The following is a 17,277-nucleotide window of genomic DNA, read 5'->3' on the forward strand; positions in this document are numbered from 1 at the left end:
GGCAGGCGCCGTGGTGGTTGTAACAGTCACGATAGGACCCCTCTCAAACTATCCGGGCACCGGGACCTACGCCGCCCCGATGCATGCTCTCTGGTTGAAACCAACTATCCCCAACCAACCAACCACCCGAAACGCTGTTTTCTGACAGTTTTAACTACCCTTAAGAACAGGGCGGGTAAGCGGACACCTCAGCTTCCAATCGGCGCCGTGCATGCTGCTGCTTGGCAATGCACGGCCATCGCTTCCGTCCGGGCAGCGGGTGGCGGGGAGGTGAAAGATTCTGATAAGAGGGAAAAGCTCTGAATGTGCTGATATGACTGGTTAGTATTGAAGCGAAACGTAACCCATTCCGGAGCGCAGACTTTTGGCCTCGCCATCCTCATTCCAGTCACAGATCTACCGGTCCTTGCCGGAAATTGAGAGGGCCGATGCGATTGTCGAAAGAATCTCCAAGGCCATCGGCCTAGGGCTTCTTAAGGTCGGTGAGCGCTTGCCCTCAGAAGCGTCGCTCTCGGAAATGTTCGGTGTGGGAGGCGCGACCCTTCGGGAAGCGCTGTCTGAACTGAGGGAACAGGGCGTTGTTGAGACGCGCCGCGGCCGGAGCGGCGGAACGTTCATCGTCAGCCAGCCTCCTACCCAGACCGACACCATTCGCGAGTGGTTTCTCTCGACATCAATTTCAGAAATACGTGACATCGGAGACGAACACTCCGCTATAGCCGCAGCGACGGTACGTCTGGCCTGTGAGCGCGCGGAAGCTCACGACTTCGACCGTCTGCAGGAACTCGGCCGCGCGCTGGTTCTGGCAACGACGCCAGAAGTGCGTGCACCTGCTGACAGCCGTTTTCACATCGAATTGGCTGTATCCGCGCAGTCCCCCAGACTTGCCAATGCCGAAATCCGGCTGCAGCAAGAAACGGTCCAACAACTGTGGACACCCCTCGCCGCATCGCTTGACCCCGAGGCGGCAGCTGCTGAGCATCTGGAGCTGGTCCGTGCAATAGCCCAAGATCAACCTGAGAGGGCTCAGAGGTTGGTTCTTGCACACATCAAGCGAAATATCTTCCATCTGATCGACACGAAACTTACCCTTAGTTACGCCGCGTCCACGGAGAATGCGAAAGCCTCCTCGTTGTAGCATTTGATCCGTTACGCTCATCCCTAAAGACTTGGATTGGTCTTGGCAGGAGCCAGGATTCATCCGGGAAGGATTGGACTCGACACTTGAGCCAATCAGGTCGAATAACCTCATCTAACCGCAACACCCGTGTGGGGACGTGGAATCAATTCAGGATGCGCAATGATTACCGACAATGACGTCGTACCTGCTGCCGACGCCCTCACTGCCTGGATTGGCGGCGTCTCCACCGAGATCGGAGAACTTTCCGTAAAGGTTGCCTCGCTGCTTGAAGAGAACCTCGCCGGCAGGTCCAAGGTCAGCAAAGCTGCACTGGTCGGACTGGATGACCTCGCACGTGAATTCCTGGGGAAAAACTCTTTTGCCGTCGGAGCAGGAACCTTCTTCGCTGGCGACTTTGCTGAGGAGGGCGGCCGGGCTTTGGAGTGGTGGTTCCGGAAGAACGACGGCTCCATGGAAAGACTGGATGCCGACCGGACCCCTGGCAGTAACCGGTACTACGACTATGAAAAGCTGCCGTTTTTCTCCATCGCCGCTTCCACGGGTGAGCAGACGGTCTGGGGGCCGTATATAGACTATCTGGGCTTCGAGGAATACATTCTGACGTTCACGGCACCGGTCTCCATTCATGGAAAGTTCATAGGTGTCGCCGGGTGCGACATACGGATCAAAGACCTGGAGCCACTCATCATGCCCACTTTGCGGGCGATCCCGGCTGATGCCGCCCTCATCAATTCCAGTAATCGCGTCATTCTCGGCAACTCGGGAATGTACCTCGTGGGTGAGCGGATCAAACACGGAGCCCACGGCGAGCATCGAGTGCCCCTGAACGTTCCCCACTTAGGGCTTTCACTGGTCTACGTTTCTTAGCCCGCATGATAGCCGTAGGCTGGAGCGTATTCAAGAGCTGACCGGCAAAACAACTAGTTGTCGTTTAACCTGTTGGACTGCATCTATTTGCCTGTAACCTCGATAGTGATGTGTCTCACAGAACACCTTGGGCAGGTCGAGCCCGGCACCACAATGGCAGGGCTGATTGTTGCCTTCCCTGGCGGCACATGACGCTTACTTTCGTTCACAGTCGACGGGAACCCCACTCCCGTCCCCTGTCTTCCGCCGGGCCCCCTCGCGCGACAACCGCCGATACGTACAGTGCTGTACTGAATCCCGGGAGGCCGGCGCCAGTTGGGCCCGATGCAACTGCCGGGCATGGCCTCACCGGACCTAGGTCCGAACTGTAAAAGCGGCGTCCATCCGCTGCCTCCCGTCAGACGGTCAAGAGCACATGTAGTCAAAAAATCATCAATCAAACGACTCTAAGTTGGTCAAAGGAGATTCTTATGAGTGAAAATCGTTTGGATGGAGCCGATCACCTGGAAAGGTCGATTGACTGGAAGCAGGGCCTGGCCATTGCGCTAGGTGTACCACTGCTGATTCTGCCCTCATTGGGCTACCTTCCTATGTACTTGTCAGCGGCGGCGATCCTTATCTGGGGGCTGTCGGTCGTTCAAGGGTTCTTCCAGAATGCCGCCTACGCGGAGATGGCCACGGCGTTTCCCAAGGCCTCGGGCCTTCCCGGTTTCGCGCAGCATGTGTTCCGCACCGAGAACTACCGGGGCAAGTACGACAAGAGCAAGCTGCTTGGCGGCTTCAGCGCATGGAGCTACTGGTTCGCTTGGACGCCGGTACTCGCAATCTTTTCCATCCTGGTGGGCAGCTATCTTCATGGGCTTTTCCCTGCGCTGGGAGAGATATTTACCGAGAACCAGCTCGCCTTGATAACAGGGCTGGTGGTCTTTACCGGATTGTTCGTGGTGAACTGGTTTGGCCTCAAGGACGGCGCCACTCTGGGATACATTTTGGGGGCTTTCTCCCTCATCCCCCTGATCGTCCTGACTGTTGCCCCCTTTGCTACCGGGCATGTCGACTTGGTCAACATCACGGGCAGCTGGCTTCCGCAGGACTGGGCTTGGGATATGCACCACATCCTCATCCTCCTGGGCATTTTTGCCATCGCACAATGGAGCGCCTGCGCCTGGGAAACTGCAGCGATCTACGGTCCTGAATACAAAAATCCAGCGAAGGATGTCTCAAGAGCACTTTTCGCCTGCGGCACCATATGCTTCTTCTCCTTCGTACTGGTGCAGGCCGCAGTCATCGGTGTGCTCGGCGTCGAAGGCGTCCTCGACCAACCTGTTTCGCCCCTGATTCCGGTGGCACAGGCTGTCTTCGGCCAGGCTGGCTCCATGATCACCATCATCATGTTGATTGCGGCGATGGTGCTCATCATACAAACCGCCTACCTCGGGTCTTCCCGTGCCATGCATTCCATGGCAACGGAAGGCAACCTCCCCAAATCCCTGGGCAGAACCAACCGCCACGGCACGCCATTTGTCGCCATGCTGATTATCGCTGCCTTCAACTTGGTCCTCATCCTGATGGGCAGCCCGGCAGCGATCGTTGCCGCATCCGCCATCGGATACACCTGCGCAAATGGCATCAGCTTGTTCGCCTACGTACGGGCCAAAAAGCACCCCGCCTTTGCCACCTTGGAACGGCCTTTCAAAGCTCCCAAAGGGTGGAAGAACGTAGCAGTGCTTTTCGGCCTGTTCAATCTGCCCCTGTGCCTTATCGGTGTGGTCTACCTTAACAGCCTGGAGATCGGATGGACGCCGACGTGGGTTGGCTTCATCGTGCTGGCATCGTACATACCCATCTGGTTGTACACCCAGCGTCGATCTAAGCCGCCTATCAGCTCGTTACCCTATGCACCCGCCTCTGAACGCGGTGCGGAAGATCTGGACATGCTTCCATCCTGAGGGTTTAGGACCGCTCCTGCACGGACCCAGAAACACATTCGCAGGCACGATCACATGTCTCCTGAAACTGCGGCTCGCCCTGGAGTCCGCGGTTGGGCTGATACTGCCGTCGGTTGAAGCAACGGCCCTCCGATGCAGGAGCTGATGCCGGGGGCTGACTCGCACAATTGATAGGCATCGAGAGGGACGGAAGGCAGGCCGGTCAATCCGGCCTGCCTTCCTGTCTTTGATCCCCGTGGCGCTTGCCTTGGCCGGGCGCCGGCCAAGGCCGCGAAGAACGCAAATGAAGCGTCTTATTAAACTTTTTTCGAAAAGAGTCTGGACTAGATGTATTAGCTAGGCGTAGCTTTACTAGTGGGACGCACGCAGTGACTCGCATCACACAAGCAAAAGAGTTCAGCGTGGAACCCGGTTTGGATCCTCAAGCAAAAAAGGGGAAGCCGCCGGGTTTGCGACGATCCCTTTCCCCCACGTCAACAAAGGGCATTTCAACTCTTTCGTAAACCTGTCCCGTATGCGACAGAGAACAATTCCCAACGGTATTCATAGGAGAAACCATGGAAATCCAACTCACAGGAACACTCAGCAAGGCTGGCTCCATCCACAAGGTGGAAGGTGGCTACATTGGCTTGCCGTCGATGAACGAGCCCGGGACCGTAGCTGCGATCGGTGATTCGCTCCACAACCCCGAGGGTTCGGTCATGAGCGCTGGCTTTTTCGAGCTGACGGCTTCGGAGCCTTTGGTGTACACGTACACGTACGACGAGATGAAGGTTGTCATCCAGGGTGAGTTCATCCTGACCGATCAGTCCACCGGTGAGGTAACGCACGCCAAGGAGCGCGATGTGCTGTTCTTCCCGAAGGGCACCACCGTGAAGTTTGAGACCCCTGAATATGGTCTGGGCTTCTTCACCGGCCACCGTTCGTTCGCCCCGTAAGGACTGATCGTGCGTTCCGTGCCCATGCCGCCGACAGCTGGTATCGGCCTGGAACCGGGTTTCCGCGGTGTCATCTGTGTCTCGTTTGGGGCATCAGATGACACCGCGGGATACGACACCGGTGGCCGGCCCCGGTACGACCTTCATTTTGAATCTGCAACAACCGAAACCCTTTCCGAGCTGCGCTCAGCACTTGCACACTCATACGTCGGTGTGCGCCTGGTCGTCGCCGGTCCGCCCGCAGACACCCGTGCTGCTGCAGCCGCCGCAGCGCAGTGTGGACTGCTGGAAGCGGAGGTAACCCTTTTGGCTCACCAGGTGGGTCCCCGGGTTATTTACTGTCCGCATTGCCGCGCTACAACTACCACCACCCGAAAAGCCGGCTCGGAGGTGCAGTGCGGGGGATGCACCACCAGCTTGGCAATCACTGACCACTTCTCGCGCCGGCTTGGCGCGTACCTCGGGTATTCAGCCCATGCCGAGGAGGCAGCATGACCATCACGGCACTCCCGATCAGTACCCATCCGGCCGTGGAGGGAGGTCTCCAGCTGGAGGTGAAGAAGGTCGTTCCCCAGACCAACTCGATTGTCAGCATCACTCTCGCGGACCCCTCCGGACGGATCCTTCCTTCCTATGTCCCCGGCAGCCACCTCGTGGTTCAGTACGGCGATGAGGGCGTAAACGCTTATTCCCTCACGGGTTCCGGCAACGCCCCAACCGAATACACGATCTCGGTACTCCGAGTGGAGGACGGAGCCGGCGGTTCTGTAGCCATGCACCGACTCGAGGTGGGGGACCGGCTATTCGTTTCGCGTCCCCGAAGTGCTTTCGCGCCCGTGTCCACAGCCACACACAATCTCCTGATTGCTGCGGGAATTGGCATCACCCCTATTCTTTCGCACGCGCAGGCGGCGGCCGATCGCGGCACGACGTCATCCCTGATCTACGTCTACCGTCCAGGTGCCGGAGCCCATGTGGAGGAAGCGAGGGAATTACTGGGGGAGGCCCTGACTGAATGCGCCGACCGCAAGACATTCCAGCATGTCCTCAGCAACGCACTGACAACCCAGAGCCTGGGAACCCACCTTTACGTCTGTGGGCCGCTTGCTTTCATGGACTCAGTCCTGGACCAGGCTCGTGAACTGGGCTGGTCATCTGCCCGGTTGCATTCCGAGGCCTTTGGCTCGGCCGAGCTGGACGCGGGACAACCCTTCACAGTGAACCTGGCCCGCAGCGGCGTTCGCTTGGAAGTCCCGGCAGGCGTTTCGCTCCTGGAGACCCTAGAAAAGGCGGGCAAGCGCATTCCGAACATGTGCCGTAAAGGTATCTGCGGAGAATGCGTTCTGCCGGTTCTCAAAGGAACTCCCCAGCACCGGGACCTTTACCTGTCCGACAAGGAAAAGGCTGCGAACACCACAATGATGTGCTGCGTTTCGCGTAGCAACGACCCAGAATTGGAGTTGGACCTGTGAGTATCACTACCGAGCAAAATCCTGACGCCGCTGTACTGCCGGAAAGGATCCGGCGCTTTCCATTTCCTTTTGCCGCCAACCAGTACCGCTACAGCGCCAACGTGGAACCAGCGCACAAGAACGTCACAACAGAAGCAGGGTCCTGGGGCACCGGGCTGATAGATATCGATGAGAACTACCACGAGGAAATCGCTCAACGCGAGCAGATCCTCACCCGTGACCCCTCGCGCATGAAGGTGCTGCCTCACATGCGCTCAGCCGCGTGGGACACCCTGGCCACCCTGCTGCCCGCCATGGCTGCGGATTACCCGGATCTCATGTCCTTCCATCGCGAAGGTAACCACTGCCGCTGGCACAACAGCCTCCAAAACCTCGACGTGGAATTCACGGTCGGCGAAGATGACTCCTTGCCCGGAGGCCCGCTGAGGTTCCTGGGCACACAGATCCAGGACGACATCGTGTTGCTTGACGTCCGCGACAACACCATGTGGCTCGACGCTGGCCTGGTCACGTTTGCCGCTGACTGGTCCTTCAACTTTGACGTCGGCATGAGCTTCCTCGAAATCCACGGCCCTGTCCCACGGGTCAAGGAAGAAAATATCGTCAGCCGCGCCGAGAAATTCCTTCTGGCCCTGCAACCTGGCGAACAGTTCCGGCGCACGAACTGGACCATGACCGTCGGACAACGTTTGGATACCTCCACCGAAACGTATCCGGAGTGGGGTCCTGACCGCGCAACCATCGCCACTGATCCTGCCATGCCCGATAAACTCCACCTCCGCGTCGAAGTTCAGCACCTGATAAGACTCCCCCACAGCGGAGTGCTGCTGTTCCTGATTCGCAGCTACCTCCTGCCCCTGTCTGACATCGCCAAGGTACCTGCCTGGCGGGAAAAGCTCGGCCATGTCCTGGCCGAACTTCCAGACGACATGGCCGAATACAAAGGCATTATCCGCTACCGCAAAGCTGCCTCGGACTGGCTGCTGGCCGGCTAAATTAGCCTGCTGATTGCCGTGAACAACGGCATCAATAGATAGACGCAGAACCCGAAAAAATAAACATAAAAAAGGCTGGACTAGATGTTTTAGTTCGCGTAGCCTAGCTGCAAGGGAAAAGTGATCCGCATCACCCGCAGCAGAGTTCAGTGAAGAGCTTTGCTGCCCTTCCGAAATTGAGGGGATGCGGCTGCAACACCTGGGAGGTCCCAGGTCCTCTGCAACAACACGCCGCTTCCCCCAGGTCTCCAACACATGGGCGGTCGCCAAAGAACTGCCAAATTCCGGCCATGTCACCGAGCACTCTGGCTCCAAACCGCAGACATCCTCGTCCTGAACCAAGAATCAAGGAGAAAACCATGACTCTCAACACCGAAACTGACGCCGTCGTCAAGGTTTCGCATCCGCTCGATCCATTGTCCCGTGAGGAGATCTCCCGGGCATCTGCCATCCTGAAGGATGGCCCGGCCGCGGCTGAGTCGTTCCGCTTCATCAGCGTTGAGCTGCGCGAGCCGGACAAGGAACTGCTTCGGACCGGCGCCGCGACGGTCCGCGAAGCAGACGCTGTCCTGGTCAACCGCGCCGAGGGACGCGCCTACGAAGCGATCGTGGATCTTGATTCGGGCATCGTCTCGAAGTGGACACAGCTTGCCGCCAACGTTCACCCGCCCTTTATGCTCGACGAGTTCGCAGAGGGTGAAGAGGCGTGCCGGAAGAACCCCGAGGTCCAGGCTGCCCTCGCTAAGCGCGGCATCACCAACATGGACCTGGTCTGCTTCGAACCATGGTCCGTCGGCTACTTCGGCGAAGACAACGAAGGCCGCCGCCTGATGCGTGCCCTGGTCTTCGTCCGCGATGAGGCCGATGACAGCCCCTACGCACACCCGATCGAGAACTTCATCGTCATCGTGGACCTGAACTCCGGCGAGGTTGTACAGCTCCAGGACGACCAGGCCATCCCGGTCCCGAGCGCCAGCGGCAACTACCTGCCCAAGTACGTCGGCCCGGCCCGCACCGACCTCAAGCCCATCTCCATTACCCAGCCCGAAGGCGCGTCCTTCACCGTCACCGGAAACCACGTCCAGTGGGCCGACTGGTCCTTCCGGGTCGGATTCACGCCCCGCGAAGGCTTGGTCCTGCACCAGCTGAAGTTCCGGAACAAGGGCGTCGAGCGTCCCGTCATCAACCGCGCCTCACTGTCGGAAATGGTTGTTCCCTACGGCGACACCGCCCCCGTCCAGGCCAAGAAGAACGCCTTCGACTCCGGTGAATACAACATCGGCAACATGGCGAACTCCCTCACCCTGGGCTGCGACTGCACCGGCGAGATCAAGTACTTCGACGGCATCACCACCGACAGCCTCGGCAACCCGCTGACGATCGAAAACGCGATCTGCATGCATGAGGAAGACGACAGCATCCTGTGGAAGCACTTCGATTTCCGTGAAGGCACCACCGAAACCCGGCGCAGCCGCAAGCTCGTGATCTCCTTCATTGCCACTGTTGCCAACTACGAGTACGCCTTCTACTGGCACCTCTTCCTCGATGGCAGCATCGAGTTCCTGGTCAAGGCCACCGGTATCCTCTCCACCGCCGGCCAGAAGCCGGGCGAGAAGAGCCCGTACGGGCAGACCCTGAACAACGACGGGCTCTACGCCCCGATCCACCAGCACATGTTCAACGTCCGCATGGACTTCGAAGTGGACGGCCCGAAGAACGCCGTCTACGAAGTGGACATGGAAATTCCCGAGGACAACCCGACCCACACCGCGTTCAAGGCAGTGGACAGGCTCCTGGAAACCGAGCAGAAGGCCATCCGGAAGACCGACTCCTCCAAGCACCGCTTCTGGAAGATCGCCAACCACGACAGCAAGAACCTCGTGGACGAACCGGTGGCCTACCGCTTGATCCCCACCAACGGCATCCAGCTTGCCGCCGGTGACGAATCCTACGTGAGCAAGCGTGCGCAGTTTGCCCGTAACAACCTGTGGGTCACCGCCTACGACCGGACCGAACGCTTTGCCGCCGGCGAGTTCCCCAACCAGGCCACCGGCGCCGACGACGGCCTGCACATCTGGACCGAAAAGGACCGGAACATCGTCGATCAGGACCTTGTGGTTTGGTACACCTTCGGCATGCACCACGTGGTCCGGCTCGAAGACTGGCCCATCATGCCCCGCCAGAACATCGGGTTCATGCTCGAACCCCACGGTTTCTTCGACCAGAACCCCACCTTGAACCTCCCCAGCAAGATCGAAGCCACCAGCGGCCACTGCAGTGCAGGAGAAGGGCACTCATCCCACTCGTAACCCACGGTCAACACTAAAAAGGCGGTCCCCGTGCTGTGACAGCAGCACCGGGGACCGCCTTTCCTCTACCCGAACCCAGTACGGAAAGCGTGATGATAGGCGTGTTCTACATTCCGGCAATTACCTGGACCCTTACGGCAGTCCTACTGCTGAGTGGATGCTACTACTTCCTGCAGGCGGCAAAGTCCCGCCAGCGTACGGACCAGATCAACAAAGCCCTCCATGCCCTGATGAACGTCCTCATGGCTGCAATGTTGTGGAATCTCGTGCCGTCTACAATGCTGGCTCAGATCGCAGTGCTCAGCGGCGCCGCACTGTGGTTTGTCATTCAGGCAGTCGCCCGGCCGGAATTCATGACACTCTGCGCGAGCGGCCAAGGCCGCGTCAAATGTGTCTATCACGGCCTCTCCATGGCGGGTGCGGCCCTTATGATCGCGATGATGACTCCCGGGTCCTCGCCCGGAAGCACATCCGCTTCGGCAGCCGCAACACCCGTGTCTCATGCCCATCACGGTATGGCAGCCGCCAACCACAGCGCGGCAGTCACAGCTGCAACCGATCCGACGCCCACGCTGGCGATGCTGCTGACAGTCTGCTTTGGAGCCGCAGCGGCAGTTTTCCTCGTCATGCTCGTGCGAGGCGGGGCGATCAAGAGCCCCCTCCACAAGGCATCCTCCCGCTTCTTCAACCGTTCCGAGCACGCTCTCGAAGCGTTGGGCGCCATGGTTATGGCTCTGATGTTCGCCACCATGACGGCATAACTACAACAAGCAACGTCATGCCCTCCCTGATTGGTATAAGACGTGAACTACCCACCCAAAGAGATAGCTTAAACAGTTCCAAATTGGGATTTCTCCCACCCGCTAATGGCGGGACGATGGATGCCAAGCCCATCCCAGGAGGCGCGAAGTGACTGCGGCAATCACGGAACCTGCGCAAGCAAAATCCGACGAAACCATCAACGGAAACGTCCTTCTTGTTCTACGCAGGATCACCGATGCGGGTGTAGGCCTCAGCGAAGATCAGTTAGCAGCTGTATCTAAACTGCAGCAGTTGTGGCTGCGGCAGTCCAACCTCACATAACCCTGGCAAGACTGTGGCGGCTCTTTAACCAAGACGAAGGGTTCAGAGGGCATCTTTACATCTCCGGTCAGGTTCCCATCGGGCGACAGACCGACCCCTTTGGAAAGGCAGCACCATGCGACAAACTTCAGATTCTTCTCTTTACACGTGGATGGGCCGGGAGGCCCTCGCCGAGGCCATGATTCCGGTGATCGGCCGCCTGTACCGCGAAAGCGACGTGGTGACCAGCATTCATGGCCGGAGCCTGACCAATGAGTCGCCTGTGAACATCCTCAAGGCGCACCGCTTCGCCCGCCGTGTCACTAAGGAGGAGTTGCTCCTGGAGGAAACAGCCCCGCTGCTTAACTGCTTGGCGGAGCTGGAGTTGGGCGCGGCCGCGATCGACATCGCCCGCCTGAACCAGAAGTTCAAGGAAGAGGGCGACGGCGCAACGCTGGAAGAATTCCTCCGCACCGAGCTTGCCGAGATCGTCGGCAAGCGCGGCGCTGACGACCGCATCAGCACCGACGTCGTCCTGTACGGCTTCGGCCGGATCGGCCGGCTCCTGGCCCGCCTCCTGATCGAAAAGGCCGGTGGCGGCCACGGCCTCCGCCTGCGCGCAATCGTGGTCCGCCGCGGGTCCGACAACGACCTGCTGAAACGGGCCAGCCTGTTGCGCCGTGACTCGGTCCACGGCTCCTTCCAGGGCACGATCCGCGTCGACGAGGAAGCCGAGACCATCACCGCCAACGGCGTCCGGATCCAAATGATCTACTCGAACGACCCTGCCACCATTGATTACACCGCATACGGCATCAAGGACGCGCTGCTGGTCGATAACACCGGGCGTTGGCGTGACGCTGAAGGCCTGTCGCAGCACCTGAAGAGCAAGGGTGTTGCACGGGTCCTGCTGACCGCACCCGGCAAGGGCGAGCTGAAGAACATCGTCCACGGCATCAACCACGGCACCATCGAGGACACCGACCAGATCGTGTCAGCGGCGTCCTGCACCACCAACGCCATCACCCCGGTCCTGAAGGCCCTCAATGACAGGTTCGGCGTGATCCAAGGACATGTGGAAACGGTCCACTCCTTCACCAACGACCAGAACCTGATCGACAACTTCCACAAGGGCGACCGGCGGGGCCGGTCGGCTGCGCTGAACATGGTGATCACCGAGACCGGTGCTGCCAAGGCGGTGGCCAAGGCGCTGCCCGAGCTGCTCGGCAAGCTCACCGGCAGCTCCATCCGCGTCCCCACACCGGATGTTTCGCTGGCCATCCTGAACCTGACCCTGGAGAACGGAACCACCAAGGACGAGGTCAACAGTTACCTGCGTGGCATGTCGCTGCACTCGGACCTGCGCATGCAAATTGACTACATCGACTCACCCGAGGTGGTCTCCACCGACTTCGTCGGTTCCCGCCCCGCCGGCATCGTGGACGGCCTCGCGACGGTGTCCACGGACAAGAACCTGGTCGTGTACGTCTGGTATGACAACGAGTTCGGCTACAGCTGCCAGGTTGTCCGCGTGATGGAGGAGATGGCCGGAATCAAGCGGCCTTCCTTCCCAGCGACGGACGTCGTGAAAGAAGCCATGTCGGTGCTCGCCGCGCTGGACTCGGCCTAACACCCGTTCGCATCGAAACTCCGGCCTGTCCCGTTCATCCAACCAGAAATCAGGAGAATAATGACTGCCGTTTCGACGACCCAGTCTGGTGCGCCGGCTACTTCTGTTTCGCCTTCGAAATCCGTCGGTGCCAATGGTGCCGTCACCCTGACCGGCCGCTACCCGGTGGAAAAGCTCGTCCAGTTCAACCGCGAGCGGGTGCCGGAGCGCGTCGCGCACGCCAAGGGCGGCGGTGCATTCGGCACGTTCAAGACCACCGAGGATGTCTCGAAGTACACCAAGGCCGCGTTCCTGCAGCCCGGTGTTGAGACCAAGATGGTTGTCCGTTTCTCCTCCGTGGCCGGCGAGAACGGCTCCCCGGACACCTGCCGTGATCCCCGCGGGTTCGCCGTGAAGTTCTACACCTCCGAGGGCAACTACGACCTCGTCGGCAACAACACCCCGGTGTTCTTCATTCGCGACGGCATCAAGTTCCCGGACTTCATCCACTCCCAGAAGCGCCTCCCGGGCACCCATCTGCGCGACGCCGACATGGTGTGGGACTTCTGGACCCTGTCTCCCGAGTCCGCACACCAGGTCACCTGGCTGATGGGTGACCGCGGCCTGCCCGCTTCCTGGCGTGAAATGCAGGGCTACGGCTCTCACACCTACCAGTGGATCAACGCCGCGGGCGAGCGGTTCTGGGTCAAGTACCACTTCAAGTCCAACCAGGGCGTGAACTCCATGACCAGCGAGCAGGCCGAGGCCCTGGCCGGCTTGGACACGGACTTCTACATCCGCGACCTGTCCGAGAACATCGAAGCCGGCAACTTCCCGTCCTGGGACCTGCATGTCCAGGTCATGCCCTACGAGGACGCGAAGACCTATCGCTTCAACCCGTTCGACCTGACCAAGGTCTGGCGGCACGGCGACTACCCGCTGATCAAGGTGGGCACCATGGAGCTGAACCGGAACCCGGAGAACTACTTCGCGCAGATCGAGCAGGCCATCTTCGCGCCGTCGAACTTCGTGCCGGGCATCGCCGCTTCCCCGGACAAGATGCTGCAGGCCCGCATCTTCTCCTACGCGGACGCTCACCGCTACCGCGTGGGCACCGACCACGCCCCGAACACTTTCGCCGGACAGGCTGCCCTTGAGCGGCATAGCCCGGCCGGCGGCTGGGAGAACGACGGCGAGCTGACCCATGCGGCGCACTGCCTGCACGCCGAGGACGGCGACTTCGTCCAGGCGGGCACTTTGTACCGCGAGGTTTACGACGACGCCGCCAAGGCCCGCTTCCTCGAAACCATCACCGGTGCCGTGGGCGGCGTCAAGCGCTTCGACATCAAGGAACGGGCCATCCAGTACTGGACCAACGTTGACGCCGAACTCGGCGCCAAACTCGGCGCCAACCTCGGAATTCACCACCAAGGCGCTATCGATTCGGCTGTCCGCTAGGAGAACCGGGTAAGCCTCTCATCAACATTCCGGGCACGATGCCAAGGCTTGGGCGGGTGGATATGTCCCTGTACTCCTAGACTTTGGCAACGAGGCTTTCTTGCGGCAGCATGGCTTTGACCAGCGGCTCGACGTAGCGCGCGGCCAGCGGTCCCACCACGGCCATGATCAGCACATAGGCAGTGGCCATGCCCGCCAGTTCCTGGGCAACTGATCCGGACGCTACTGCCAAGCCAGCTATGACGATGGAGAACTCCCCGCGGGCAATGAGCGCGGCTCCGGCGCGGAAACGCCCAGGTACGGCAATCCCTGCACGCTTCGCAGCCCACATGCCGGTGGCCATTTTGCTGGCTGTGGTGACGAGGGCCAGCACGAGCGCCAAGGCAAGCACTGGCGGAATGGACCGAGGATCAGTGTTCAGCCCGAATGCCACGAAGAAGATTGCGGCGAATAGGTCCCGCAGCGGCATAAGGATGCGTTTGGCATTGCGCGCTGCCGCACCGGAGATTGCGATACCTAGTAAGAAAGCCCCTACCGCCGCGGACACCTGCATGGCTGATGCCGCTCCGGCAACGAGCAGAGCTGCGCCGAGCACGTGCAGGAGAAACACCTCAGGGTTTTCGCTATGGACAGCTTTCGAGACATGGTGTCCGTGACGGAGAGCAACGATGAGGACAAGGCTCACCACAACCAGCGCTATACCAACGGTTGTGAGCCCGCCGAAGAAACTTAGGCCGGCAAGAATGGTGGTGAGGACGGGCAGATATAAAGCCATCGCCAGGTCTTCAAACACCAGGACTGAGATCACCACACGGGTTTCGGGGTTGCCGAGCCTGCCAAGGTCCGTGATGACTTTCGCTGCAATACCCGATGAGGAGATGTAGGTGATGCCGCCCATTACGATGGCAGCAACGGGTCCCCAGCCCAGGAAAAGGGCAAACGCTGCCCCCGGCAGGAAATTCAGCACGAGGTCAAGGACACCGGCCTGCCATGAGCCCTTCAGCCCGGTGATCAGCTCGGCCGCAGTGTATTCAAGCCCGAGCATAAGCAGCAGCAGAATGACACCGATCTCGGCAGAGAGGTGTGCGAATTCGTGCATGCCATCGAGCTCGACAATGCCGCCCGTTCCGAAGGCCAGCCCGCCCAGGAGGTATAGCGGTATGGGTGACATTCCAATGCGTCCCGCCAAGCGGGCCAACAGGCCGAGGCAGAACACAACGGCTCCCAGTTCAATGAGGGCCAGGGCTAACGGGTCCATGTCCTCTATTCCTGTCGCAGGATCTCGGCCCCACTATCTAGGCCTTTTTGGATACTGACAGCTGCCAGAAAAGGTTCGGGTTCGATGGCTTCGGTCCCCGGCGCGGTGGACGTCAGCGCCGGGGACCGAATACCAGGTCCAGCTCAGGAAGGGTTCGAAGCAGATCCGGGGATCGCATCACCTAACAGGATCAAGAACCCTTTCAGAGTCGTCGTCGTCTGAAGATGAAGTATCAACTACTGCATCGTTCGAGCGGCGCGATTCGCGCTGGGTATACAACCAGATGGGAACAAAAAGCGACAATACGAGGAATCCGACCCAGGTTGAGGTCCAGCCAATTTCCAGGCTGTTCAGGTAGACCACCCCGATCAGGCACAAAGGGACGTTGAACAGGCCAAAGAGCATGGCGACGTTTTTCCAACCCTTGGGCGCTTTAAAGGGACGTTCGAGGTTTGCAAATGCCGGGTGCTTTTTGGCCCGGACGTAGGCGAACAGGCTGATGCCGTTGGCGCAGGTGTAACCGATTGCCGAGGCTGCGAGAATCGCGGCGGCGTTCCCCATGGAAATGAGCAGCAGGTTGAAGGCTCCGATGACAAGCATGGCAACAAAGGGTGTGCCCTGACGGTTCGTTTTGCCAAAGACCTTGGGCAGGTTTCCTTCGAGCGACATTGAGTGCATGGCCCGGGAAGAACCCAGGTAAGCCGTTTGGATGATCAGGACCATGGCGGCGATCAACATGATGATGGTGATGGTGGAACCGGCTTGGCCAAACACTGCTTGGGCGACCGGAATCAGGGGCGATACAGACTCAGCCTGTACGCCCTCAACACCTAGCACGCCGATTACGGCAGTTTGCAGCAGTACATACAGGACGAGGCAGATGACGCCGCAGGCAAGCAGCGCTTTGGGAACATCTTTGGACGGGTTCTTGTATTCCGGACCGTAAATGGCTGCGGTTTCCCAAGCACACGCACTCCACTGTGCGATCCCGAAGACGCCAAAGAGAATCAGGATATGGTGCATGTCCCACGCCCAGTCGGTCGGCCACCAACTGCCGGTGATGTTACCCAGCTCAACATGTCCGGTGGCAAAAGGCGCTACGGCCAGGACAATGAGGGGTATCAAAGAAACAGCCGCCAGGACGTAACCCAGGATGGCGCCGTCCTTGAGCCCGAACCAGTTCACGATGAACAGCCCACCAAAAATCACCGCGCCTGCCAGCAACGCGAGCTGATACTCGGTAAAGGTCTCGCCCAAGGCGGGAAACAGCCCATGCAGGTAACCGCCCACCAGGATGGCGAAGATCGCCAGGATCGGGTTCCAGCCAAACCAGTAGCTCCAGGCGGTGAAGCCGCCGATCAGCTTGCCCTTGTCGTATTTTCCCCGGTAGTTCTCAGTACGGAATATAGTCTGCGCAAAACCCGGCAGGCCGGAGGCCTTCGGGAAGGCGGTTGCCATTTCGGCGTAGGCGGCGTTCTGCATGAAACCTTGAAGGACCGAGACCCCCCAAATAAGGATCGCTGCGGCAGATACGTACATCGGGAGGTAGCCCAACGATGGCAGAATCAGCAAGGGTACGCCCAGTGCAATGGCCATACCCTGCTTCCAGTTGATCGACCGTTTCAGGTGGTCGGCTTCATCCAAACGATTTTCACTCACGACATCTCCTTTGATGGACTGAACGTCTTGTGATCTTTAATGCCTCGCTCGCCGCGGCGGGCGGTGAGCAGGAGGCGGGACCCCGCGAATGCCAACGTCCAAGCACCAAAGGGGGTTCGGGAAGGCTTATAGCGCACTACGTCGGTGGTAGCTCCTGGAAAGCATCGTCACAACCTCGGCCTACTCTCGCAAAGAGCGGGATGCCGAGCTGCTTCAGAGCGCTTCCGGTGTGATCGGAGTCACTTACTTGATCCCACAGCAAAACTACGCTCACAAAATCATTTGGTCCAGACCTTTTTAGAAGTTTCTTATTTGAGTACTTAAGTGGGTACTCGCGACGAAGACCGCGCCAGGTTGCCTGATGGGTAAGAGCGGGCCCGTGCGGAGGCCCCGTTCTTAAGGATAGTTAAAACTGTCAGAAAACAGCGTTTCGGGTGGTTGGTTGGTTGGGGATAGTTGGTTCCAACCAGAGAGCATGCATCGGGGCGGCGTAGGTCCCGGTGCCCGGATAGTTTGAGAGGGGTCCTATCGTGACTGTTACAACCACCACGGCGCCTGCC

14 protein-coding genes are annotated in these 17,277 nt (G+C 59.5%); 12 read left to right on the top strand and 2 right to left on the bottom strand.

Annotation, left to right across the window (positions count from 1 at the left end):
- Positions 1-406 precede the first annotated feature (406 nt).
- The 12 genes from AC5RU7_RS20515 to AC5RU7_RS20570 all read left to right on the top strand — a co-directional run bounded on the left by AC5RU7_RS20515 (position 407) and on the right by AC5RU7_RS20570 (position 13,800).
- The gene (locus AC5RU7_RS20515) at positions 407-1,138 is read left to right on the top strand and encodes a FadR/GntR family transcriptional regulator (RefSeq protein WP_494053786.1); all 732 of its coding nucleotides are present in this window, start codon (positions 407-409) and stop codon (positions 1,136-1,138) included.
- Between the two features lie 162 nt (positions 1,139-1,300).
- Positions 1,301-2,008 carry a cache domain-containing protein gene (locus tag AC5RU7_RS20520; RefSeq protein WP_494053787.1) on the top strand — a complete coding sequence of 236 codons (708 nt, stop codon included), beginning with the start codon at positions 1,301-1,303 and terminating at the stop codon, positions 2,006-2,008.
- A gap of 470 nt (positions 2,009-2,478) precedes the next feature.
- Complete coding sequence (locus AC5RU7_RS20525; RefSeq protein WP_494053788.1) at positions 2,479-3,957, top strand: APC family permease; 1,479 nt, start codon at positions 2,479-2,481, stop codon at positions 3,955-3,957.
- A 557-nt stretch (positions 3,958-4,514) separates the two neighbouring features.
- A complete protein-coding gene (locus AC5RU7_RS20530) occupies positions 4,515-4,895 on the top strand; it encodes a cupin domain-containing protein (RefSeq protein WP_494053789.1) in 381 nt (126 codons plus the stop codon).
- A 24-nt stretch (positions 4,896-4,919) separates the two neighbouring features.
- Positions 4,920-5,390 carry a dimethylamine monooxygenase subunit DmmA family protein gene (locus AC5RU7_RS20535; RefSeq protein WP_494053799.1) on the top strand — a complete coding sequence of 157 codons (471 nt, stop codon included), beginning with the start codon at positions 4,920-4,922 and terminating at the stop codon, positions 5,388-5,390.
- The gene (locus AC5RU7_RS20540; protein ID WP_494053790.1) at positions 5,387-6,367 is read left to right on the top strand and encodes a PDR/VanB family oxidoreductase; all 981 of its coding nucleotides are present in this window, start codon (positions 5,387-5,389) and stop codon (positions 6,365-6,367) included. Before AC5RU7_RS20535 ends, AC5RU7_RS20540 begins: the two co-directional genes overlap by 4 nt.
- Positions 6,364-7,362 carry a heme-dependent oxidative N-demethylase family protein gene (locus AC5RU7_RS20545; RefSeq protein ID WP_494053791.1) on the top strand — a complete coding sequence of 333 codons (999 nt, stop codon included), beginning with the start codon at positions 6,364-6,366 and terminating at the stop codon, positions 7,360-7,362. The genes AC5RU7_RS20540 and AC5RU7_RS20545 overlap by 4 nt, the downstream gene beginning before the upstream one ends.
- A gap of 359 nt (positions 7,363-7,721) precedes the next feature.
- Positions 7,722-9,671, top strand: coding sequence for a primary-amine oxidase (locus AC5RU7_RS20550; protein WP_494053792.1), 1,950 nt, complete (start codon positions 7,722-7,724; stop codon positions 9,669-9,671).
- Positions 9,672-9,763: 92 nt separating this feature from the next.
- Positions 9,764-10,432, top strand: coding sequence for a DUF5134 domain-containing protein (locus AC5RU7_RS20555; protein ID WP_494053793.1), 669 nt, complete (start codon positions 9,764-9,766; stop codon positions 10,430-10,432).
- Positions 10,433-10,580: 148 nt separating this feature from the next.
- Positions 10,581-10,754: a hypothetical protein gene (locus AC5RU7_RS20560; protein WP_494053794.1), complete on the top strand. Its 174-nt coding sequence runs from the start codon at positions 10,581-10,583 to the stop codon at positions 10,752-10,754.
- Positions 10,755-10,869: 115 nt separating this feature from the next.
- On the top strand, positions 10,870-12,363 hold the full coding sequence (locus tag AC5RU7_RS20565) for a glyceraldehyde-3-phosphate dehydrogenase (protein ID WP_494053795.1): 1,494 nt from the start codon (positions 10,870-10,872) through the stop codon (positions 12,361-12,363).
- Positions 12,364-12,423: 60 nt separating this feature from the next.
- On the top strand, positions 12,424-13,800 hold the full coding sequence (locus tag AC5RU7_RS20570; protein WP_494053796.1) for a catalase: 1,377 nt from the start codon (positions 12,424-12,426) through the stop codon (positions 13,798-13,800).
- 76 nt (positions 13,801-13,876) lie between these two features.
- On the opposite strand, the gene AC5RU7_RS20575 is transcribed toward AC5RU7_RS20570, so the two are convergent.
- On the bottom strand, positions 13,877-15,058 hold the full coding sequence (locus AC5RU7_RS20575) for a cation:proton antiporter (RefSeq protein WP_494053797.1): 1,182 nt from the start codon (positions 15,056-15,058) through the stop codon (positions 13,877-13,879).
- A gap of 177 nt (positions 15,059-15,235) precedes the next feature.
- Positions 15,236-16,717: an APC family permease gene (locus AC5RU7_RS20580; RefSeq protein ID WP_494053798.1), complete on the bottom strand. Its 1,482-nt coding sequence runs from the start codon at positions 16,715-16,717 to the stop codon at positions 15,236-15,238.
- Positions 16,718-17,277 lie beyond the last annotated feature (560 nt).

Source organism: Arthrobacter sp. K410C (genome assembly GCF_059090105.1).

Coding starts and splice junctions, on each gene's coding strand:
- AC5RU7_RS20565 (WP_494053795.1), top strand. CDS start 10,870: ATGCGACAAACTTCAGATTCTTCTCTTTACACGTGGATGGGCCGGGAG.
- AC5RU7_RS20540 (WP_494053790.1), top strand. CDS start 5,387: ATGACCATCACGGCACTCCCGATCAGTACCCATCCGGCCGTGGAGGGA.
- AC5RU7_RS20570 (WP_494053796.1), top strand. CDS start 12,424: ATGACTGCCGTTTCGACGACCCAGTCTGGTGCGCCGGCTACTTCTGTT.
- AC5RU7_RS20530 (WP_494053789.1), top strand. CDS start 4,515: ATGGAAATCCAACTCACAGGAACACTCAGCAAGGCTGGCTCCATCCAC.
- AC5RU7_RS20555 (WP_494053793.1), top strand. CDS start 9,764: ATGATAGGCGTGTTCTACATTCCGGCAATTACCTGGACCCTTACGGCA.
- AC5RU7_RS20550 (WP_494053792.1), top strand. CDS start 7,722: ATGACTCTCAACACCGAAACTGACGCCGTCGTCAAGGTTTCGCATCCG.
- AC5RU7_RS20575 (WP_494053797.1), bottom strand. CDS start 15,058: ATGGACCCGTTAGCCCTGGCCCTCATTGAACTGGGAGCCGTTGTGTTC.
- AC5RU7_RS20535 (WP_494053799.1), top strand. CDS start 4,920: ATGCCGCCGACAGCTGGTATCGGCCTGGAACCGGGTTTCCGCGGTGTC.
- AC5RU7_RS20520 (WP_494053787.1), top strand. CDS start 1,301: ATGATTACCGACAATGACGTCGTACCTGCTGCCGACGCCCTCACTGCC.
- AC5RU7_RS20525 (WP_494053788.1), top strand. CDS start 2,479: ATGAGTGAAAATCGTTTGGATGGAGCCGATCACCTGGAAAGGTCGATT.